The organism is Albimonas pacifica, assembly GCF_900113695.1.
In the GTDB taxonomy this organism is placed as follows: Bacteria; Pseudomonadota; Alphaproteobacteria; order Rhodobacterales; family Rhodobacteraceae; genus Albimonas; species Albimonas pacifica.
In genome coordinates this window covers 109,809-129,321 of the sequence record NZ_FOQH01000008.1, presented here as the reverse complement: position 1 = coordinate 129,321, position 19,513 = coordinate 109,809, and the positions used below count along the sequence as shown (strand labels likewise).

Sequence of the window (19,513 nt, the reverse complement as noted above, 5' to 3'; positions counted from 1 at the left end):
AATGATCGTCCGTGACCTGAACGACGCCATGGGGACCGAGCGCGAGGCCGCCGCCGAGCGCTGGCGCTCGGTCCGGCTGCTGCTGGCCGATGACAAGATGGGCTTCAGCTTCCATATCACCATCATCGAGGCCGGTTCGGAGCATACGTTCCACTACAAGAACCACTTCGAGAGCGTCTACTGCATCTCCGGCGAGGGTTCGATCGAGGACCTGGCCACCGGCGAGGTGCACCAGATCAAGCCGGGCGTGATGTACGCGCTGAACCTGCACGACAAGCACACGCTGCGCTGCAAGACCGAGTGCGTCTTCGCCTGCACCTTCAATCCGCCCGTCACCGGGAAGGAGGTCCATCGCGCCGATGGTTCCTACGCCCCGGCCGAGGAAGAGTCGGCCGCCTGAGGGCCCGCGCCCCGTCGACGGGGCGCAGCGACAGGGCCTCGCCCCCGGCTTCCGGCCGGGGGGCGAGGCTCCCGACACCAGACGCTCTCCAGGCGACCCCAACGAACAGGGACCCCCGTGACCTGCAACGATAACGCCCCGCTTCGCGAGCACACCGTCGAGAAGATCGGCGGCACCTCGATGAGCCGCACCTGCGAGCTTCTCGACGGCCTCTTCATCGGCGACCGGACCGAGGACGCGTTCTACAACCGCGTCTTCGTGGTCTCCGCCTACGCCGGCATCACCAACCTGCTGCTGGAGCACAAGAAGACGGGCGACTCCGGCGTCTACGCGCTGTTCGCCAACGCCGACCACGATCATGGCTGGTCGGACGGGCTCAACCGCGTGCTCAAGGCGATGACCGACGCCCACCACGAGATCCTGGACGACAAGGCCGACCTGCGCGCCGCCGACGACTTCGTGCGCGAGCGGGTGGAGGGCGCGCGCTCGGTCCTCATCGACCTGCAGCGCCTGTGCTCCTACGGCCATTTCCAGCTCGACACCCACCTGCTGACGGTGCGCGAGCTGCTCTCGGGCCTGGGCGAGGCGCATTCCGCCTTCGTCACCGCGACCCTGCTGCGCCGCCACGGGGTCAACGCCCGCTTCGTCGACCTGACCGGCTGGCGCGACGAGACCCATCCCTCGCTCGACCAGCGCATCGACCTGGGCTTCGAGGACATCGACCTCGCCCGGGAGCTGCCGATCGTCACCGGCTACGCCCAGTGCCGCGAGGGCCTGATGCGCGAGTTCGACCGCGGCTATTCCGAGGTCACCTTCTCGCGCATCGCCGCCCGCACCCGCGCGCGCGAGGCGATCGTGCACAAGGAGTTCCACCTCTCCTCGGCCGACCCCAAGGTCGTGGGCGCGGATGCGGTGCGCAAGCTCGGCCGCACCAACTACGACGTGGCCGACCAGCTCTCCAACCTCGGGATGGAGGCGATCCATCCCCGCGCCGCCAAGACGCTCCGCCAGGCCGGCATCCCGCTGCGCGTGACCAACGCCTTCGAGCCGGAGGACCCCGGCACCCTGATCGACGCCGAATACGGCGGCGAGACCCGGGTCGAGATGGTCACCGGCCTGCCCGTCCTCGCGCTCGAGGTGTTCGAGCAGGACATGGTCGGCGTGAAGGGCTACGACGCCCGGATCCTGGAGAGCCTGACCCGCCACCGGGTGCGCATCGTCTCCAAGAGCTCCAACGCCAACACCATCACGCATTACGTGGACGCCTCGCTGAAGCTGGTGAAGCGGGTGGAGGCGGACCTCGCCGAGACCTGCCCCGGCGCCCGGGTGCGGGCGCGCAAGATGGCGCTGGTCTCCGCGATCGGGCGCAACCTCGAGGGCCTCTCGGTCGCCCGCCGCGGCCTCGCCGCGCTGGAGGCCGCGCAGGTGAAGGTGCTGGCGGTGCAGGACAACGGCCGCGCCGTGGACGTGCAGTGGCTGGTGCCGGCCGAGCAGGCCGACGACGCCGTGCGCGCCCTGCACGAGGAGCTGGTCGCCTCCGCCGAGGAGACCGCGAAGCCCGAGCTCGACGCCGAGCCGCTGGAGGCCAAGGCCGCCTCGCTGCGCGCCGCCTGAGGCCGGCCGCCGGCCGAACCGGGCCGCCGGCCCCAAGCCGACGCTTGCGACGAAACCGCCCGCGCCTCCCGCGCGGGCGGTTTTCCGTTGCGGGCCCGGTCCCGGAAGCGTGGGTCCGGTCTCGGAGGGCGCGCCCGGCCTGCCTCAGGTCCTCGGCGATGGGGTCGGCGGGCGGGCGATGCGCGCCCGCAGGGCGCGCGAGTCCCGACCCGCCGACGGTTCTCATGGCGGGATGAAGGGATGAAGGCTCGACGGAGCGGCTCTCGCCGGCCCTGCGGGCCGGCATCGCCCGCCCGCCGACCCCGTCTCAGGCGCCCGTCTCAAGCCCCTCGTCTCAGGCGGAGTCTCGGGCCTCGGCCGGGACGGCGGTCTCGCGGGGCGCCCTGCCCTCCACCTGCCGCCAGAGCCCGTCGCGCTTGGCGAAGCTCATCCCCGACAGGCGCAGGAAGTCCTCGCCGCCCTCGCCGACCGCGTGGCGCTCGACGTCGACGCGGCCCTCGCCCAGGGTCAGCAGGTTGAAGTCGTTCTCCTCCCCGCGCGTGCGCAGCGACAGCGAGGTCCCCGCCTGCACCTGCAGCATCCGTCCGCCCAGGATCGGCATCGCCCGCCAGGTGTGCATGTGCCCGCACAGCACCATCTCCGCCCCCGCGTCGGCGAGGCGGCGGGCGTGGTCCTCGGCGTCGCGCAGCGGGGCCTTGGGGTCGTCGGGGAGCTGCTCGAGCGGGTGATGCAGCGCCAGCACCGTCAGCGCCTCGCGCGGGGGTTCGGCGAGGGCCTTGCAGGCGCGCGCCATGTCGCCCGGATCGAGCCGGCCGCGCTGCCACTCCACCCGGCTCGCGCTGTTCGCCCCCACCACCCGCACGCCCTTCATCCGGGTCGTCGGGGCGACGTCCAGCGCGATGTAGCGCCGGTAGCGCCGCCAGGGGCTCACCAGCCGGCGCGCCACGTTCTCCAGCGGCGCGTCATGGTTGCCGGGCACGCAGATCACCGGGCCGGGGAGCTTCTCGACGAACTCGCGCGCCATGCGCCACTGGCTCGAGCGCGAGCGCTGGGTCATGTCGCCGGTGATCACGGTCAGGTCGGGAGCGAGGCGCGCCACCGCCTCCAGCAGGCGGTCGGCGATGCGGGGCGGCACGCGGCCGAAATGCAGGTCGGAGAGATGGGCCAGTCTGAGCATGGAGGCAGGTTAGCCCCCCTCGGCGGGCGCGAGAACCTCCAGCGCCCCGTCCTTGCGCAGGAAATGGAACGGCCCGGTCATCTTCTCCCGCTCGCCGTCGCGCGCCACCAGGCGGCGGGTGCGGCGGGTCTCGACCAGGATGTCCTTGCCGTAGAGCATCTCGAAGTCCCGGCCCGGCTTCAGCGTCTTCAGCCCCAGGGCGGCGGCGAAGCGGATCAGGTCGAAGGGCTCGCCGTCGGGGGCGAGGAACAGGGCGAATTCGCCGCCCCGCACCCGCTCGGCCGCCTCGAAGAAGTCGAACTGCTCGAGCTGGAAGGCGTTGTTGGCGACGAAGGCGAGCGGGGTGCGCACCCGCGTCACCTCGCCGTCCACCGTCACCTTGGCGTTCAGCGGCGCGCGGAACTCGGCCAGCGCGGTGACCACCGACCAGTGGGCGGCGACGCGGCTGCGGCCGAAGCGGTGATAGACGCTCTCGCGCGTCTCCAGGATCTTGGCGTAGGCGCCGAGGCTGGCGTTGTTGAGGAACACCCGCCCGTTGACCTCGCCCAGCGGCAGCGGCCGGGGCGCGCCCGTCGCCAGCACCTCGACCGCCTCCTCGGGCGTCTCGGGCAGCCCGAGGCTGCGGGCCACGTAGTTGAACGTGCCCAGCGGGATCACCCCCAGCCGCGCGCCGGAGCCGGCGATGGCCCCCGCGACCGCGTTGATGGTGCCGTCGCCGCCGCCGGCGACGACGGTGCCGAAGCCCTCGTCGGCGGCCTGGCGCGCGGCGGCCTCGAGCTGCGAGCCCTTGCGGATCAGGCGCAGGCGCGCGGCGAGGCCGTGGCGGGCGAACTCGCGCTCCAGGCTCGCCGCCAGCGCCTCGGCGCGGCGCTTGCCGGAGCCGGCGTTGAGGATCACGCAGGTCTCGTCGGCCCGCTCGCGCGGCGGGGCGTCGGCGTCGGTCGCGTCGGTCGCGGTGGCGGGGACGGCGGACATATGGGGGCTCCCGTGGATCGGCTCTCTACGAATGTGGAGTCGTATCCGGCGGGGCCTAGGCCGAATTCCGCCGATTTGCGGGCGCGCCCTGCGACACGGCCGCCCCTCGGGACGGGGCGGCCGCAGGTTTCGGGGCCGGGATCAGGAGGACTCGGCGTGCACCACCTCGCCGAACCGCTCCCAGCTCTCGCCGTTGAAGCGCATCAGCTGCATCGCCTCGATGGGCGCGTGGTCGGTCGCGGAGGTGTTGATGGTGATCCCCGGCAGCAGCAGCGGCGCGCGCAGCCCCTTCAGCGAGGCCGCCTGCCTGACGATGTTCTCCCGGCTGAAGTCGTCCCCGCAGCGCTTGAGCGTCTCGACCAGCGTGTAGGCCGAGGCGTAGCCGTAGACGGTGAAGGACGAGGTCTGGTCCCCCGCGGGATACCATTCGTTCATGAACCTGCGCCACTCGGCGACCTCTTCGTGGTCGGCCCACTGGGGGTCGTCCACCTCCATCAGGTAGCCCGCCGAGATCAGGCCCTTCGAGGCCTCCAGCCCCGCGGGCTGCAGCACCGAGCCGACGGAGATCGAGACGTTGTTGAGGAAGCGCTCGGCCTCCCAGCCGATCTCGGCCGACTTCTTGATCGCCTGGGCGGCGAACTTCGGGGTGGCCACGATGAAGAACACGTTGGCGCCCGAGGCCTTGAGGTTGATGACTTCCGAGTCCACCGTCGGCTGGGCCACCTCGTAGGGCGCCTCGGCGACGATGACGTCCTCGCGCCCCGCCAGCCCGCGCTTCAGGCCGGTGAGGTAGTCCTTCCCGTAATCGTCGTTCTGGTAGAGCACGGCGATCTTGGGGTTCTCGATGTTGGCGAGGATCCACTGGGCGTAGATCGCCCCCTCGGTCGGATAGTTGGGCTGCCAGCCCGAGGTCCAGGGGAAGTTCTCGGGATCGTTCCACTTCGAGGCGCCGGTCGCCACGAACAGGTGCGGGACCTTCTTGGCGTTGACGTATTTGTGGATCGCGGTGTTGGTCGGCGTGCCCAGCGTCGCGTGCAGCAGGTCGACCTCGTCCTGCTCGACCAGGCGGCGGATCTGCTCGACGGTCTTGGGCGGCGAGTAGCCGTCGTCGTAGCTGATCCACTCGATCTTGCGCCCGTTCACGCCGCCCTGGGCGTTCACCATCTCGATATAGGCGCCGATGGTCGAGCCGATCTGGCCGTAGGCCGAGGCCGGGCCCGAGTAGGCCATGGTGTTGCCGACCTTGATGACGTCGTCGGCGGCGAGCGCGGCGGCGGGGATCCCCGCGGCGGCAAGGGCCGCGGCCCCGGCGCCCAGCAGTGTGCGTCTGTTCAGCATCTCGTTTCCTCCCGTCCGCGCCGATCCATGGGTCGCCTTAGGGTTCGCGCCCCTTAGTTTCCGGGGCCCCAGACGCCACGGGGCCCGATCCGGCGCGGTGCGGATCGGGCCCCGATGTGCAGATCCCCCCTCGCGGGGGGCGCGGGTCGGCCGCCGCCCGCAGGCGGCGGCCGAGAGGATGTCGGTTCAGCTCGACTCGGCGTGGATGACCTCGCCGAAGAACTCCCAGCTCTCGCCGTTGAAGCGCATCAGCTGCATCGCCTCGATCGGGGCGAAGTCGGTCTCCGAGGTCTTGATCTGGATGCCGGGCAGCAGGATCGGAACCCGCACGTCGAGCGAGGTCGCCGCGGCCAGGATCTCCTCCGGGCCCGCGTCGGGACCGGCCTTCTCGAGCGCTTCCTGCAGGGTGATGGCGATGGCGTAGCCGAAGGTGGTGAACGAGGACGTCTGGTCGCCGTCGGGGTAGTACTCGTCCATGAACTTGCGCCACTCGGCCATCTCGGCGTCGTCGGCCCACTGCGGGTCGGTCGACTCCTTCATGTAGCCCGCCGAGATCAGGCCCTTGGAGGCCTCCAGCCCCGCCGGCTGCAGCACGCCGCCGACCGAGACCGAGACGTTGTTGAGGAAGCGGGTCGCCTCCCAGCCGATCTCGTCGGACTTCTTGATCGCCTGCGCGGCGAACTTGGGCGTGGCCACGATGAAGAACACGTTGGCGCCCGTCGACTTCAGCGAGATGACCTCGGAGTCCACGGTGGGCTGGGCGACCTCGTAGGGGGTCTCGGCCACGATCAGGCTGTCGGCCTTGTCGCCGAGACCCATCTTCATGCCGTGCAGGTAGTCTTTGCCGTAGTCATCGTTCTGGTAGAGGATCGCGATCTTGGGATCCTCGATGTTCTCCATGATGTACTTGGCGTAGATCGCGCCCTCGGTGGGGTAGTTGGGCTGCCAGCCGGTGGTCATCGGGAAGTTCGACGGGTCGTTCCACTTGGACGCGCCGGTCGAGACGAACAGGTGGGGCACCTTCTTCGCGTTCACGTACTTGTGGATCGCGGTGTTGGTGGGCGTGCCGAGCGTGGCGAAGAGGATGTCCACCTCGTCCTGCTCGACCAGGCGGCGGACCTGCTCCACCGTCTTGGGGGGCGAGTAGCCGTCATCGTAGCTGATCCACTCGATCTGCCGGCCGTGCACGCCGCCCTCGGCGTTGATCTTGTTGATATAGGCCTCGATCGTCTTGCCGATCGTGCCGTAGGCCGAGGCCGGGCCCGAGTACGGCATGGTGTTGCCGATCTTGATGGCGTCCTGCGCCACCGCCGGTCCGGCGATCATCGCAGCGGCCGCCGCAGCGGCCATCCAGGTCTTGCGTCCGAACATGCGGAACCTCCCATTCGCGCTTTTCGTTACGTAAACCTTAGGGTATGCCAGCCTTAGCTTTTCACCCCCAGGATGGTTCGGGGCCCGGTCCGGCGCGTGCGGACCGGGCCCCGATGGTCACCCCGCCCCCAGTCTCTCCCTTGGGGGCGGGATCTTGTCGGCGCCGGGCGGGGCCGCGATCTTCGCCGCGTGCCCCCGCCCGTTCCTGCGCCGGGTCAGCGCCGCCGGATCACGAGGACTCGGCGTGGATGATCTCGCCGAACAGCTCCCAGGTCTCGCCGTTGAAGCGCTGCAGCTGCATCGCCTCGATCGGCGCGAAGTCGGTCGGGCCGGTGGTCATGGTGATGCCGGGCAGCAGCATCGGGTTCTCGACGTGGTCCATCGAGGTCGCGGCCTCGAGGATCGCCTGCGCGTCCGCGCCCTCGCCCGCCTGCTCCAGCACGTGCTCCATGGTCTTGGCCACGCCGTAGCCGAAGACCGTGAAGGACGAGGCCTGGTCGCCGTCGGGATAGTACTCGTCCATGAAGGCGCGCCACTCGGCCATCGCGGGGTCGTCGGCCCACTGCGGGTCCGTCGCCTCCTTGAGGTAGGCGGCCGAGATCACGCCCTTCGACGCCTCGAAGCCCGCGGGCTTGAGCACTGCGCCGACCGAGACCGAGACGTTGGACAGGAAGCGCTCCGCCTCCCAGCCGATCTCGTGGCTCTTCTTGATCGCCTGGGCGGCGAACTTGGGCGTGGCGACGATGAAGAACACGTTGGCGCCCGAGGCCTTCAGCGACAGCACCTCGGAGTCCACCGTCGGCTGGGCGACCTCGTAGGGGGCCTCGGCCACGATCAGGCTGTCGGCGGCCTCGCCGAGGGCCTCCTTCATGCCGATCAGGTAGTCCTTCCCGAAGTCGTCGTTCTGCCAGAGGATGGCGATCTTGGGGTTCTCGACGTTCTCCTGGATCCACTTGGCGTAGATCGCGCCCTCGGTCTGGTAGCTGGGCTGCCAGCCGGTGGTCATCGGGAACTTGTCGGGCATGTTCCACTTGGCCGCGCCGGTGGCGAGGAACAGGTGGGGCACCTTCTTGGCGTTCACGTATTTCTGGATCGCCGTGTTCGAGGGCGTGCCCAGGTTCTGGAACAGAACGTCCACTTCGTCCTGCTCGATCAGGCGACGGGTCTGCTCGACCGCCTTGGGGGGCGAGTAGGCGTCGTCGTAGGTGATGAATTCGATCTGCCGGCCGGCCACGCCGCCCTCGGCGTTGAGCTTGTTGAAATAGGCCTCGATCGTCCGGCCGATCTGCCCGTAGGCGGAGGCGGGACCGGAATAGGGCATGGTGTTGCCGATCTTGATGGCGTCCTGGGCGGCGGCAGGGCCCGCGGCGGTCAGGACGAAGGCCGAAGCGGCCGCCATCATCAGGGAACGTCGATTGAACATGTAGAACGGGTCTCCCAAAGGGGGGCTGTGAACGAGAACGGCCCTTCTGCCGAGGCCGCTTGGGTCCGCCGGGATCGGCGGTCCGTCGAGGGGCGCTCCCTGCGCGCCGCGGCCCTTCTGGTGGAGCCGCTCCGCTTCGCCCCGGGGCCGGTCGCCGGGCCTCCCGCCCGTCTCGCCGGCCGCATTCCTTGCGCCTCGCGGCGCGCCGGACCCCTCGCCGATCTCCCGTCGGACGGGGGGTCCGCGCCGGGGGCCGCGGCGTGCGCGGCCCCCGGGATCGCGTCGGGGCCTCAGCGGCCCAGCTTCGCCACCAGCGCGCGCAGCAGCCCGCCCGCGCCCTGCGGCGCCAGGTAGATCACCGCGATCAGGAAGAAGCCGTAGAAGGCGCCCGCGAGGCCCTTCGAGATCTCTTCCGCCACGTTGGGGATGAAGACGATGAAGGCGGCGCCCAGCAGGGCGCCCGGCAGCCAGCCCACGCCCCCGATCACCAGGCCCACCAGGATCGCCACCGAGAGGGCGAAGGTGAAGCTGTCGGGCGCCACGAACTGGATCACGATGGCGCCGAGGCACCCCGCGATGCCGGTGAACATCGCCGAGATCCCGAAGGCGGTCGCCTTGTAGACCGAGGTGTTCACCCCCATCGAGCGCGCCGCGATCGGGTTGTCGCGGATCGCCATCAGCGCGCGGCCCGTGCGCGAGCGCACCAGGTTGCGCGCCAGCCAGTAGAGGAACAGCCCCACCGCGAGGGTGAAGAAGTAGAGCCACTGGTCGGCGTTGAGCACCGCGTCCAGTCCGAAGGGCGCGTCCGGCTTGATGATGACGATGCCCTGCACGCCGCCCGTCCAGTGCTCGAACGGGGTCAGCTTCAGGAACTGGGGCGTCGCCACCGCCAGCGCGAAGGTCGCGAGCGCGAGGTATATGCCCTCGAGCCGCAGCGCCGGCAGGCCGAACAGGAAGCCGACCACGAAGCACAGGATCCCCGCCACCGGCAGCGTCCACACGTAGCCGATGCCGAGGTTCTCCATCATGATCGCCGCCGTGTAGGCGCCGACCGCGTAGAAGGCGCCGTGGCCCAGCGAGAACTGGCCGTTGATGCCCGTCAGCAGGTTCAGACCCAGGATGGCGATGGCGTAGACCATCAGCATCGTCATCTGGAAGATGGTGAAGTTCTTGAAGATGAAGGGCAGCGCCAGCGCCCCCAGCAGCAGGATCACGAACACCGCCTGGCCCAGGGTCGATTTGCCCCCCGCCGCGGCGGCCCGTCCCTTGGGGACGGGGGCCGCCTTGGCCGAGCCGGAGGCGCCTCCGGTCATGGTTTCGTCGCTCATCGCCATGTCAGACCCTCTGCACCACGCGGCGGCCCAGCAGGCCCGCGGGTTTCACCAGCAGCACCGCGACGATCAGGAACAGCGCGATGGGAAGTTTCAGCTCGCCCCCGATGACGGGGATGTAGGTGCCGGCCAGGTTCTCCACGACGCCGACGATGAAGCCGCCGATCACCGCGCCCAGCGGGCTGGTCAGACCGCCCAGAACCGCGCCCGCGAAGCCGTAGAGCAGGATCGAGAGCATCATGTTCGGCTCGAGGAACACCACCGGCGCGATCAGCATCCCCGCGACCGCGCCGATGGCCGAGGCCATGCCCCAGCCGAGCGCCGTCATCATCGAGACGCGGATGCCGACCAGCCGGGCGCTCTCGGGGTTCACCGCCGCGGCCCGCATGGCGAGGCCGACGCGGGTGAAGGTGAAGAAGCCCCACAGCAGCAGCAGGACGATCAGCGTCACGCCGATCATGCCGGCCTGGTGCTTGCCGATCATCGCGCCTTCCCACAGCGGCCCGTCCCCGAAGGGCGAGGGCACGGCCTTGATGGTGAAGTCCCAGATGAAGCCCGCGAAGCTGTTGAAGATCGCGAACAGCGCGATGAAGATCACGATGTGGCTCAGCACCGGCGCGTTCTCGATCGGCTTGAACACGATCCGCTCGATGGCGAAGCCGCCCACGAAGCTGACCAGGATCACCAGCGGGAACACGACCCAGTAGGGCAGCCCCCACTGCAGCATCTGCCAGGCGATGTAGGTCGAGAACATCGCCATCTCGCCCTGGGCGAAGTTCAGGTGGTGAATGGCCTGGTAGATCATCACGACCGCCAGCGCCACGCAGGCGTAGATCGCCCCCGTGGCGACGCCGGCGACGATCTGTTGAATGAACAGTTCCATCGCTCAGTACCCCAGATAGGCGGCGCGCACGCCTTCGTCGTCGCGGATCGTCTGCGCCTCGCCGGCCATCACGATCTCGCCCGTCTCGATCAGATAGGCGTGGTCGGCGATCCCCAGCGCGAGGGAGGCGTTCTGCTCGACGACCAGCATCGAGACGCCCGCCTCCTTCTTCACGTCCGCGAGGATGTCGAAGATCTGCTTGGTGATCATCGGCGCGAGGCCGAAGGACGGCTCGTCCAGAAGCATCAGGCGGGGCCGCAGCATCAGGGCGCGGGCGATGGCCAGCATCTGCTGCTCGCCGCCCGAGAGGGTCCCCGCCTGCTGGGTCCGCCGCTCCTTCAGGCGCGGGAAGAAGTGGTAGCACCGCTCGATGTCGGCGGAGATGTCCTTGCCCATCGGCCGGGTCATCGCGCCGAGCTGCAGGTTCTCCTCGACCGAGAGCGTGGTGAAGGTGCCGCGCCCCTCGGGGACGTGGGCGATGCCGCGGCGCACGATCGCCTCGGTCGAGAGGCGGTCGATCCGCTCCCCGTCGTAGGTGATCTCGCCCTTGCGGCGGATCATGCCGCAGATGGCGCGCAGCGTGGTGGTCTTGCCGGCGCCGTTGGCGCCCAGAAGCGTCGCGACGCCGCCCTGCTCGACCTCGAAGCTGATGCCGCGAAGCACCGTGAGGTCGCCGTAGGAGGCCTCGAGCCCCTTCACTTCAAGGATCGGGCTCATTCGTCTCCTCCCAGGTAGGCGGCGATGACCTCGGGGTTCTTCTGCACCTCTTCGGGCGTGCCCTCGGCGATCTTGCGGCCGAAGTTCAGCACCACCACGCGGTCGGAGACCGACATCACCAGCGCCATGTGATGCTCGACCAGCAGGACGGTCACGCCCTTCTCGTCGCGCACCATCTTGATCAGCTTGCCCAGTTCCTCGACCTCGTCGTGGTTGAGGCCGCCGGCGGGCTCGTCGAGCAGCAGGAGCTTCGGCTCGGTCGCCATGGCGCGGGCCATCTCGACCCGCTTCTGGGTGCCGAAGGGCAGGCCCGAGACCGGCAGGTCCGCGACCTCGTTCAGCTCCAGCCAGTCGATCAGCTCCTGCACGCGGGCGTCGATGTCCCGCTCGCCCTTGCGCACCCACGGCAGGCGAAGCGCGTCCGAGACCGGGTCCGACCTCGAGGCCGAGTGCGCGCCGACGCGGATGTTGTCGCGCACGCTCAGGTTCGAGAAGCTCGCCACGTTCTGGAAGGTGCGCCCGATGCCCATCCCCGCGATCCGGTGGGCGGGCTCGCCCAGGATCGAGGTTCCGTTGAACCGGATGTCGCCGTCGTTGGGCGTGTAGAGCCGGCTCAGGCAGTTGAAGAGCGTGGTCTTGCCCGCGCCGTTGGGGCCGATCAGCCCGAGGATCTCGCCCTCGTGGATGTCGAACTCGATCCCGTCGAGGGCCACGATCCCGCCGAAGCGGACGGTCACGTTCTCGACCGCGATCACCGGCGTGCCGGCGGTCGCGGCTTGCCGCATGGGCGCGTTCATCGGGCCCCTCCGTTGCGATGGGCCGGCGTGCGCACGCGGGCGTTGAATAGGGGTACGGTGCGGATGCACGGCGCAGCCGACATCCGTCCGCCCAAGGCGGTCTTGCCGTTCATGTCTCCTCCCTGACGTCGCGTGCTGGCGCGATCTTGTTGGACTTGAACGCAGTCGAGCAGATTTGCCGACGCATATCAAGCGCCTGATTAAACGGCGATTCCAGAGGCTTCACGACCGCTTCATCGAAAAAGTCAGCCTTGCTGACCACCCGATCAAGAGGTTGAAGTTCATGGCCTTCCGAATTCTTTCCCGCAGCGCAGCAATTACTTTTCGGCGGTGCACTCGGCCTTGCGCAGGGCCTGAGACCTGAGGTCAACTCTCAGGCGAGCTGAGTCGCGGCTCAAGAATCATGAGTCGGACTCATCCCCTTCCCGCCGCCCGGAGCCCTCCGTGACGAGACGACCCCAGAGCACCCGCCGGCAGCGCGTCGAGGAGATGGAGCGCCAGATCGTCGACGCGGCGCTGGACGCCTTCTCGATCCACGGCTTCGAGGCCGCGCGGGTCGCCGACATCGCCCGCGCCGCCGGCGTGGCGGAGGGGACCGTCTACCTCTATTTCCGCGGCAAGGACGCGCTGTTCGACGCCGTGCAGCGGCGCTTCTACTCGCAGCTCACCCGCGAGGCGCAGGCCGGCGTCGCCCGCCTGGTCGGGGCCCCTGCCCGGCTCGCCTTCCTGGCCGAGCACTGGCTGGGCGCGGTGGCGCCGGCGTGGAAGATCTTCGCCCGGCTGACCTACCAGATCGGCTTCATCGAGGAGTACCGCACCTCCGACGCCTACCGGATGCACCACGCCTATACCGAGGTCTTCGACCACGTGGCGCGCGAGGGCGCGGCGATGGGGGAGCTGCGCGAGGATCTCGCGCCCTCGATGATGCGGGCGATGTTCTACGGCGGGCTCGGCTACGCCTGCCGGGCGGCGCTGACCAAGGGGGTGCCCGTCTCCGAGATCCCGGCCGCCACCGCGGGCCAGGTGGTGGAAGCCTTCCTCTCCGGCCTCGGCCGCGCCCCGGCCGAGCGCGGGACCGACCCCGACGCCGCCGCCCTGCGCCAGGCCGCCGACCGGCTGGAGCAGGCGGCCGAGCGCCTCGAAGGCGCCCTCGCGCGGCGCGCCTGACCGCTTCCTGACGCCCGTCTGAACGCCCCGGCGGCTTCCGGCCGGCGGCAGGCGGACTCCGCTTGCCGGCCGGTTATTTAACGGGTTAGTTAAGAGGGCCGCGCCGCCCTGCCCGGGGCGTAACAGACGGCCGATAAAAGACCAATCGGGGAGGATTCAGCCCATGCGGCTGACGGAAGAGCATCGCGCCATCCGCGATACCATGACCAGATTCGTCGAGACCGAGGTGAACCCCCACGCCGACGCGTGGGAGGCCGCCGGCATCTGGCCGGCGCACGAGATCCTCGGAAAGCTCGGCTGCCTGGGCCTGCTGGGCATCAACAAGCCCGAGGAGTTCGGGGGCCAGGGTCTCGACTATTCGTTCCACGCCTGCTTCCTCGAGGCGCTGGGCAACGCGCGCTGCAACGGCGTGAACATGGGCGTCTCGGTGCAGACCGACATGGCGACGCCCGCCGTCGCGCGCTTCGGCTCGGACGCGCTGCGCCGCAACTGGCTGCGCCCGGTGATCGAGGGGAAGATGGTCGCCTCGATCGCCGTCTCGGAGCCGCAGGCGGGCTCCGACGTCTCCCAGATCGCGACGCAGGCGGTGTCGGACGGGGGCGACTACGTCATCACCGGCACGAAGATGTGGATCACCAACTCCACCCAGGCCGACTGGCTGTGCCTGCTGGCCAACACCTCCGACGGCGCGAAGCATTCCAACAAGTCGCTGATCCTGGTGCCGATGGACGCCAAGGGGATCGAGGTCTCCAAACCCCTGGAAAAGCTGGGGATGCGGGCCTCGGACACCGCCCAGATCTTCTTCGACGGCGTGCGGGTGCCCAAGTCCCACCTGATCGGTCAGGAGGGCCGCGGCTTCCAGATGCAGATGCAGCAGTTCCAGGAGGAGCGCCTCTCGGCCTGCTTCGTGAAGTGCCGCACGCTGGAGCTCTGCATCGAGGACACCATCGCCTACACCTCCGAGCGGAAGGTCTTCGGCAAGCCGATCCTCGACAACCAGACCGTGCACTTCAAGCTCGCCGAGCTGCAGACCGAGATCGAGGCCCTGCGCGCCATGGCCTGGCGCGCGGTCGACCTGATGCTGGCGGGCGAGGACGTGACCACGCTCGCCTCGATGGCCAAGCTCAAAGCCGGGCGGCTCGCGCGCACGGTGCCCGACGCCTGCCTCCAGTATTTCGGGGGCCAGGGCTTCATGTGGGACAATTTCGTTTCGCGTTGCTACCGCGACCTGCGCCTGACTTCGATCGGCGGCGGCGCGGACGAGGTGATGCTGCAGATCATCGCCAAGCGGATGGGCGCCTACCCGCGCAACTGACGCCCGAGATCCACCGCGACCGGGGCGGCGGCTGGTGCGCCGACGCCCCGAGGGGGCCCGACCGCGCCGCCGCTCACCGGCGCCCGGGTCTCCGCGCGGCGCGCGGTTCCTGTCGCCGCGCGCCGCGGACCCCCTGCCCCGTTCCGGCCGGCGGCGCCGGGACGGGTCCTTTCTTCCCCCCGGTTTCGCGAAACCGTCGCGCGCCTGTCGCGGGCCTGCGACATCGGCGGATGACGGTGCGCGCGCGCGGGTGCATCATCGCCCCAGCGAACAACCGTCAGGGAGTCTCCCCATGCCCCGCCCCATCGACCTCGGCCGCCGCCGCCTGCTGCAGGCGGGCGCCGCCGCCGGCGCGCTGATCGCGCTGCATCCGTTCTCGGCCCGCGCCGCGGCCAACCAGGCGCACCTGCGGGTGATGTCGACCACCGACCTGCACGTGCACGTCTTCCCCTACGACTACTACGCCGACCGGCCCAACGACTCGATGGGCCTCGCGCGCACCGCGGCGCTGGTGGAGGGCATCCGGGCGGAGGCGACCAACGCCATCCTCGTCGACAACGGCGACTTCCTGCAGGGCAACCCGATGGGCGACTACATCGCCTACGAGCGGGGGATGAAGGAGGGCGACGTCCACCCCGTGATCAAGGCGATGAACGTGCTGGGCTACGCCTGCTCGACGCTGGGCAACCACGAGTTCAACTACGGCCTGGGCTTCATGGACAAGGTGCTGGCCGGCGCGAATTTCCCGTTCGTCTGCGCCAACGTCGCCCGCGGCAAGCTCGCGGCCGAGGCCCGCGCCGACGACCTCTGGCTGCCCCCCTACGTGATCGTGGAGGCGCAGGTGACCGACGGCGCCGGCGAGGCCCATGCGCTGAAGCTCGGCCTCATCGGCTTCACGCCCCCCCAGATCATGTCCTGGGACAAGCGCCACCTGGAGGGCAATGTCGAGACCCGCGACATCGTCGAGGCCGCCCGCGCCTGGGTCCCCCAGATCCGGGAGGAGGGCGCCGACCTGGTGATCGCGCTCGCCCACACCGGGATCGGCTCGGACGCCTACGCGCCGATGATGGAGAACGCGGCGATCCCGCTGGCCGCCGTCGAGGGCATCGACGCCATCGTCACCGGCCACAGCCACCTCGACTTCCCCGGCTCCAAATACGAGGGCTTCGGCGGGCTCGACGTCGCCAGGGGCACGATCTCCGGCAAGCCCGGCGTGATGGCGGGGTTCTGGGGCTCCCACATGGGCCTGATCGACCTGATGATCGAACGCGAGGGCGGCCAGTGGCGCGTCGTCTCCGCCACCACCGAGGCCCGCCCGATCTACGAGCGGGTCGAGCGCAAGAACGTGCCCCTCGTCGAGAGCGTCGCCGCCGTGGAAGAGGCCGCGCGCGAGGACCACGAAGCCACGCTCGCCTACGTCCGACGCCCGGTCGGCGAGACCTCGGCGCCGCTGCACTCCTACTTCGCGCTGGTCGCCGACGACCCCTCGGTCCAGATCGTCTCCAACGCCCAGACCTGGTATGTCGAGCAGATGCTGGCGGGCTCGGAGCACGCGGGTCTGCCGATCCTGTCCGCCGCCGCCCCCTTCAAGGCCGGCGGCCGCGGCGGGCCGGAGTATTACACCGAGGTCGAGACCGGCCCCATCGCCATCAAGAACGTCGCCGACCTCTACCTCTACCCCAACACCGCGCGCGCCATGCTGATCTCGGGCGCCGACGTGAAGGAGTGGCTGGAGATGTCGGCGGGCATCTTCAACCAGGTCGAGCCCGGCGCCGCCGACGCCCCCCTGATCAACCCCGGCTTCCCCTCCTACAACTTCGACGTCATCGACGGGGTCAGCTACCGGATCGACCTCTCCCAGCCCGCGAAATACGACCGCGACGGCGCGGTCGTGAACCCGGACGCCAGCCGCATCGCCGACCTGACCTTCCAGGGCGCGCCGCTGGACCCGGAGGCGAAATTCGTCATCGCCACCAACAACTACCGCGCCGGCGGCGGCGGCAATTTCCCGGGCGTGACCGAGGACAAGATCATCTTCGTCGCCCCCGACACCAACCGCGACGTCATCGTGCGCTACATCGTCGACCAGGGCACGATCAATCCCTCCGCCGACGCCAACTGGTCCTTCGCGCCGATGGCGGGGACCACGGTCGTCTTCGACACCGGCCCCGGCGGGCGCAAGTACGCGGGCTCGGTCGAGGGCGTGCGCATCGAGGACGCGGGCGAGGGCGCCGACGGCTTCGCGCGCTACCGCATCACCCTCTGAGAACGCGAAACGGCCGCCCCTGCCGGGGCGGCCGCCAGTCCGACCGTCGCGCTCGCGGCCCTCAGGCCTCGCGGCGGCGGCGCTTCACGTAAGCGAGCCCCAGCAGCGCCGAGGCCAGCAGCCCCCCCGCCGCGGGAACCGGGACCGGCGCGGCGTAGGCGGTGATCGTGCCGAAGGGCCCGGTGTAGCTCAGCGACCCGCCCAGGGCGTAGCCGATGTCCTGCAGCGAGAAGATCGAGGTCTGCGACAGGAACCCCTCGGCGCCGATGAAGCCGGTCATCAGCTCGCCCGAGAAGCTGGAGTCGGAGGCGCTGTTGCCGAACCCCTCCTCGTCCCAGTGCGAGCCCGCGGTGCCCGCGCCGCCCACGTCCTCGAGCGGGATGAAGCCGCCGGCCGAGGGATACTCGAGGTCGTAGGCCGCCAGCGCATAGGACCCCACATAGGCGTCGGGGGCGGCGAGCAGGCCGTTCGCCTCCCAGAAATAGCTGCTGAAGCCGAGGCCGTGGATCATCTCGTGCAGCAGCACGTCGGCCAGGATGCTGGCGTCGTTCATCAGCGTCAGGTCGGCGGCGTCGATCTCGATGCGCGCGGCGTAGGGCAAAACGAAGTCGCCGTCGGTGATCGGGGTGTAGACCAGCGCCTGGGCCAGCGTGCCCCCGTCGCCGTCGAGGTCGGTCAGCCGGAACTCGAAGTCGTAGCCGAGCGCCGGCGCCCCGCCGAGACCGTAGGTGTCGTAGAACGCCCCCAGCGTCTGGGTGGCATAGCCGGTGATCAGCCCGTCGAGCGTGGTCTTCGCCTGGGTCGCGGCGGCGACGATCTCGGAGGTCAGCGGCTGGGTGTCGGCGCTGGCCAGGAGGTTGGCCTGGAACGTGCCGTAGCCGTCGATCTTCAGCGCATCGTAGGCGCCGCCGCCCGGGTTGACGGTATAGGCCGCGGCAGGCGCGGCGAGCCAGAGGCTCGCGGCGAGCGCGGCCGCGACGGGACGAAAGCAGGACATGACACCCCCCCAAGGGATTGAAACGCGTCCGGAAGGGGCGGCGACCGCTCCCGGACGGGGGCACGTTAGCTCACCGTTCAGGATCCCGCCAGCGGTCCGTTGCAGGCGGGAACGAGCGCGCGCGGCGCGCGTCCCGGGGGCGATGGACGCGGCGCGCGGGGCGGTCCATGCTCCGCCGCATCATAACCAGACACGATCCGGGAGACCGCCCTTGGCCCGCCTCGCCCCGCCCGAGCTTTCCGACATGTCCGACGCCCAGAAGGAGGTGGCCGAGGCCATCCTCTCCGGCCCCCGCGCCGCGATCATCGGCCCCCTGGGCTTCTGGCTGCACCGCCCCGGCCTCGCCGCGCCGGCGCAGGAGCTGGGCGCCTACTGCCGTTTCGGCTCCTCGTTGCCGACGCGGCTGTCGGAGATCGCGATCTGCACCGTGGCCCGGGTGTGGAGCGCGCAGTTCGAGTGGTACGCCCACAAGAAGATGGCGCTCGACGCGGGCGTCTCGCCGGCGGTGCTCGACGCGATCCGCGACCGCACGCCCCCGCCCTTCGCCGACGCGCAGGAGGCGATCTGCCACGAGTTCAGCCTGGTCGCCCAGCGCGACCGCACGGTCCCGGCCGAGCTCTACGAGCGGGCGCTCTCGATCCTGGGCCGCGACGGGCTCGTCGACCTGGTGGGGATCAACGGCTACTACGCCCTGGTCTCGCTGACGCTCAACGTCTTCGACGCCGACCTGCCCGAGGGCGTCGAGCCGGAGATGTGATCGCCGCGGGCCGGGGCGCCCGCCCGCGGGGGGCGGGTCCGCCGCGCCCCGGGCGCGCGCCTCACTTGCGGCGCGAGGGGACCGAGATCATCCGGCCCAGGAACTCGCCGCCGAAGATGTGGATATGCAGGTGGGGCACCTCCTGGTGGGCGTCAGGGCCGGCGTTGGACAGGATCCGACTGCCGCCCTCGGCCTGGGCGGGGGCGAGGCCCAGGGTCTTCGCGGTGTCGCCGACGGCGCGCATGAAGTCCACGATCTCGGCCTCCGAGGCGTGCGCGGCGAAATGGTCGTAGGTCACGTAGGGGCCCTTGGGGATGACCAGGACATGGACCTCGGCCTGCGGGTGGATGTCGTGGAAGGCGAGGCTGTGCTCGGTCTCCAGCACCTTCTTGCAGGGGATCTCCCCGCGAAGGATCTTCGCGAAGATGTTCTGGTCGTCGTAGCTGTAGCTCATCGGGCGTTCCCTGGGCTTGGATGGCGCGTTCGGCCCAAGGGTTAGCCCAGCCGCCCGCCCCCCGTCCATCGCCCCCCCCGCCCTCCATCGCCGCCGCGCCGCGCGCGAGCGCCCCCGCCTCCCCGCCCGCCCCGCCGCGCCGCTCACGGCCTCCATCGCCACGCCCGCCCCGGGCCCGGCCGGCCCCACGCCCTCCCGGGAGCGCCTGTTCTCCGGAGCCGTCTCTCGCGGATGCCGATCAGAGCGACTCGTGCGAAGGGGTCAAGGATCGCGAAGCGACCGCGCTTGCGCGGCTTGTCCTTGACCCCTTCGGGCGAGTCGCTCAGGCATCCATCAGCGAGAGACGGCTCCGGAGGACAGGCGCGGGCTTGTTCTTGGGTGAGTCAGGAGCCCGCCGGAGGCTCCTCCCTTCCCCGATCCCCCGCACCGCCCCCCATGCGCCACCCGGCCAAGCCCGCCCGCAGGGCGCCTGCAGACCGCTCGCCCGCCGCGCCTGCGCGGCGCGGCCGGCCCCTGGGGGCCGGCCGATCC

Annotated in this window: 17 protein-coding genes; 6 read left to right on the top strand and 11 right to left on the bottom strand. The window is 70.2% G+C overall.

Features of this window, described 5'->3' with window-relative positions:
* Position 1 precedes the first annotated feature (1 nt).
* Together BM064_RS17785 and BM064_RS17780 are read left to right on the top strand one after the other, a co-directional pair.
* Positions 2–400, top strand: a complete 399-nt coding sequence (locus BM064_RS17785) for an ectoine synthase (RefSeq protein WP_092861793.1) — start codon at positions 2–4, stop codon at positions 398–400.
* Between the two features lie 117 nt (positions 401–517).
* Positions 518–2,014, top strand: coding sequence for an aspartate kinase (locus tag BM064_RS17780; RefSeq protein WP_281244883.1), 1,497 nt, complete (start codon positions 518–520; stop codon positions 2,012–2,014).
* A 334-nt stretch (positions 2,015–2,348) separates the two neighbouring features.
* Here the strand turns inward: BM064_RS17780 and BM064_RS17775 are convergent, their stop codons facing one another.
* From BM064_RS17775 to BM064_RS17735, 9 genes are all read right to left on the bottom strand, one after another.
* Positions 2,349–3,191 carry a metallophosphoesterase family protein gene (locus BM064_RS17775; RefSeq protein WP_092861791.1) on the bottom strand — a complete coding sequence of 281 codons (843 nt, stop codon included), beginning with the start codon at positions 3,189–3,191 and terminating at the stop codon, positions 2,349–2,351.
* A gap of 9 nt (positions 3,192–3,200) precedes the next feature.
* Positions 3,201–4,166 carry a diacylglycerol/lipid kinase family protein gene (locus tag BM064_RS17770; RefSeq protein WP_092861789.1) on the bottom strand — a complete coding sequence of 322 codons (966 nt, stop codon included), beginning with the start codon at positions 4,164–4,166 and terminating at the stop codon, positions 3,201–3,203.
* Positions 4,167–4,307: 141 nt separating this feature from the next.
* Positions 4,308–5,504: an ABC transporter substrate-binding protein gene (locus BM064_RS17765; RefSeq protein ID WP_092861787.1), complete on the bottom strand. Its 1,197-nt coding sequence runs from the start codon at positions 5,502–5,504 to the stop codon at positions 4,308–4,310.
* Positions 5,505–5,690: 186 nt separating this feature from the next.
* Positions 5,691–6,875, bottom strand: coding sequence for an ABC transporter substrate-binding protein (locus BM064_RS17760; protein WP_092861785.1), 1,185 nt, complete (start codon positions 6,873–6,875; stop codon positions 5,691–5,693).
* Between the two features lie 229 nt (positions 6,876–7,104).
* Positions 7,105–8,298, bottom strand: a complete 1,194-nt coding sequence (locus tag BM064_RS17755; protein WP_092861783.1) for an ABC transporter substrate-binding protein — start codon at positions 8,296–8,298, stop codon at positions 7,105–7,107.
* Between the two features lie 290 nt (positions 8,299–8,588).
* A complete protein-coding gene (locus tag BM064_RS17750; protein WP_218161071.1) occupies positions 8,589–9,626 on the bottom strand; it encodes a branched-chain amino acid ABC transporter permease in 1,038 nt (345 codons plus the stop codon).
* 7 nt (positions 9,627–9,633) lie between these two features.
* Positions 9,634–10,512 (bottom strand): branched-chain amino acid ABC transporter permease, encoded by an 879-nt coding sequence (locus tag BM064_RS17745; protein WP_092861781.1) that lies wholly within the window; start codon positions 10,510–10,512, stop codon positions 9,634–9,636.
* A gap of 3 nt (positions 10,513–10,515) precedes the next feature.
* Entirely contained in the window at positions 10,516–11,229 is a 714-nt protein-coding gene (locus tag BM064_RS17740; protein WP_092861779.1) for an ABC transporter ATP-binding protein, read from the bottom strand.
* The gene (locus BM064_RS17735; RefSeq protein WP_245779204.1) at positions 11,226–12,026 is read right to left on the bottom strand and encodes an ABC transporter ATP-binding protein; all 801 of its coding nucleotides are present in this window, start codon (positions 12,024–12,026) and stop codon (positions 11,226–11,228) included. Before BM064_RS17735 ends, BM064_RS17740 begins: the two co-directional genes overlap by 4 nt.
* A gap of 444 nt (positions 12,027–12,470) precedes the next feature.
* Between BM064_RS17735 and BM064_RS17730 the strand changes: the two genes are divergently transcribed.
* From BM064_RS17730 to BM064_RS17720, 3 genes are all read left to right on the top strand, one after another.
* Entirely contained in the window at positions 12,471–13,193 is a 723-nt protein-coding gene (locus BM064_RS17730) for a TetR/AcrR family transcriptional regulator (RefSeq protein ID WP_143103373.1), read from the top strand.
* A 163-nt stretch (positions 13,194–13,356) separates the two neighbouring features.
* Entirely contained in the window at positions 13,357–14,508 is a 1,152-nt protein-coding gene (locus BM064_RS17725) for an acyl-CoA dehydrogenase family protein (protein WP_092861775.1), read from the top strand.
* Positions 14,509–14,800: 292 nt separating this feature from the next.
* Positions 14,801–16,774: a bifunctional 2',3'-cyclic-nucleotide 2'-phosphodiesterase/3'-nucleotidase gene (locus BM064_RS17720; RefSeq protein ID WP_092861773.1), complete on the top strand. Its 1,974-nt coding sequence runs from the start codon at positions 14,801–14,803 to the stop codon at positions 16,772–16,774.
* Positions 16,775–16,835: 61 nt separating this feature from the next.
* Here the strand turns inward: BM064_RS17720 and BM064_RS17715 are convergent, their stop codons facing one another.
* Complete coding sequence (locus tag BM064_RS17715; RefSeq protein ID WP_092861771.1) at positions 16,836–17,771, bottom strand: leishmanolysin-related zinc metalloendopeptidase; 936 nt, start codon at positions 17,769–17,771, stop codon at positions 16,836–16,838.
* Positions 17,772–17,982: 211 nt separating this feature from the next.
* Here BM064_RS17715 and BM064_RS17710 point away from each other — a divergent pair, with 211 nt between their 5' ends.
* Complete coding sequence (locus tag BM064_RS17710) at positions 17,983–18,528, top strand: carboxymuconolactone decarboxylase family protein (protein ID WP_245779203.1); 546 nt, start codon at positions 17,983–17,985, stop codon at positions 18,526–18,528.
* 61 nt (positions 18,529–18,589) lie between these two features.
* On the opposite strand, the gene BM064_RS17705 is transcribed toward BM064_RS17710, so the two are convergent.
* On the bottom strand, positions 18,590–18,982 hold the full coding sequence (locus tag BM064_RS17705) for an HIT domain-containing protein (RefSeq protein WP_092861769.1): 393 nt from the start codon (positions 18,980–18,982) through the stop codon (positions 18,590–18,592).
* Between the last annotated feature and the right edge of the window lie 531 nt (positions 18,983–19,513).

Coding starts and splice junctions, on each gene's coding strand:
- BM064_RS17725 (WP_092861775.1), top strand. CDS start 13,357: ATGCGGCTGACGGAAGAGCATCGCGCCATCCGCGATACCATGACCAGA.
- BM064_RS17770 (WP_092861789.1), bottom strand. CDS start 4,166: ATGTCCGCCGTCCCCGCCACCGCGACCGACGCGACCGACGCCGACGCC.
- BM064_RS17715 (WP_092861771.1), bottom strand. CDS start 17,771: ATGTCCTGCTTTCGTCCCGTCGCGGCCGCGCTCGCCGCGAGCCTCTGG.
- BM064_RS17720 (WP_092861773.1), top strand. CDS start 14,801: ATGCCCCGCCCCATCGACCTCGGCCGCCGCCGCCTGCTGCAGGCGGGC.
- BM064_RS17750 (WP_218161071.1), bottom strand. CDS start 9,626: ATGAGCGACGAAACCATGACCGGAGGCGCCTCCGGCTCGGCCAAGGCG.
- BM064_RS17755 (WP_092861783.1), bottom strand. CDS start 8,298: ATGTTCAATCGACGTTCCCTGATGATGGCGGCCGCTTCGGCCTTCGTC.
- BM064_RS17760 (WP_092861785.1), bottom strand. CDS start 6,875: ATGTTCGGACGCAAGACCTGGATGGCCGCTGCGGCGGCCGCTGCGATG.
- BM064_RS17745 (WP_092861781.1), bottom strand. CDS start 10,512: ATGGAACTGTTCATTCAACAGATCGTCGCCGGCGTCGCCACGGGGGCG.
- BM064_RS17735 (WP_245779204.1), bottom strand. CDS start 12,026: ATGAACGCGCCCATGCGGCAAGCCGCGACCGCCGGCACGCCGGTGATC.
- BM064_RS17775 (WP_092861791.1), bottom strand. CDS start 3,191: ATGCTCAGACTGGCCCATCTCTCCGACCTGCATTTCGGCCGCGTGCCG.
- BM064_RS17765 (WP_092861787.1), bottom strand. CDS start 5,504: ATGCTGAACAGACGCACACTGCTGGGCGCCGGGGCCGCGGCCCTTGCC.
- BM064_RS17705 (WP_092861769.1), bottom strand. CDS start 18,982: ATGAGCTACAGCTACGACGACCAGAACATCTTCGCGAAGATCCTTCGC.
- BM064_RS17740 (WP_092861779.1), bottom strand. CDS start 11,229: ATGAGCCCGATCCTTGAAGTGAAGGGGCTCGAGGCCTCCTACGGCGAC.
- BM064_RS17785 (WP_092861793.1), top strand. CDS start 2: ATGATCGTCCGTGACCTGAACGACGCCATGGGGACCGAGCGCGAGGCC.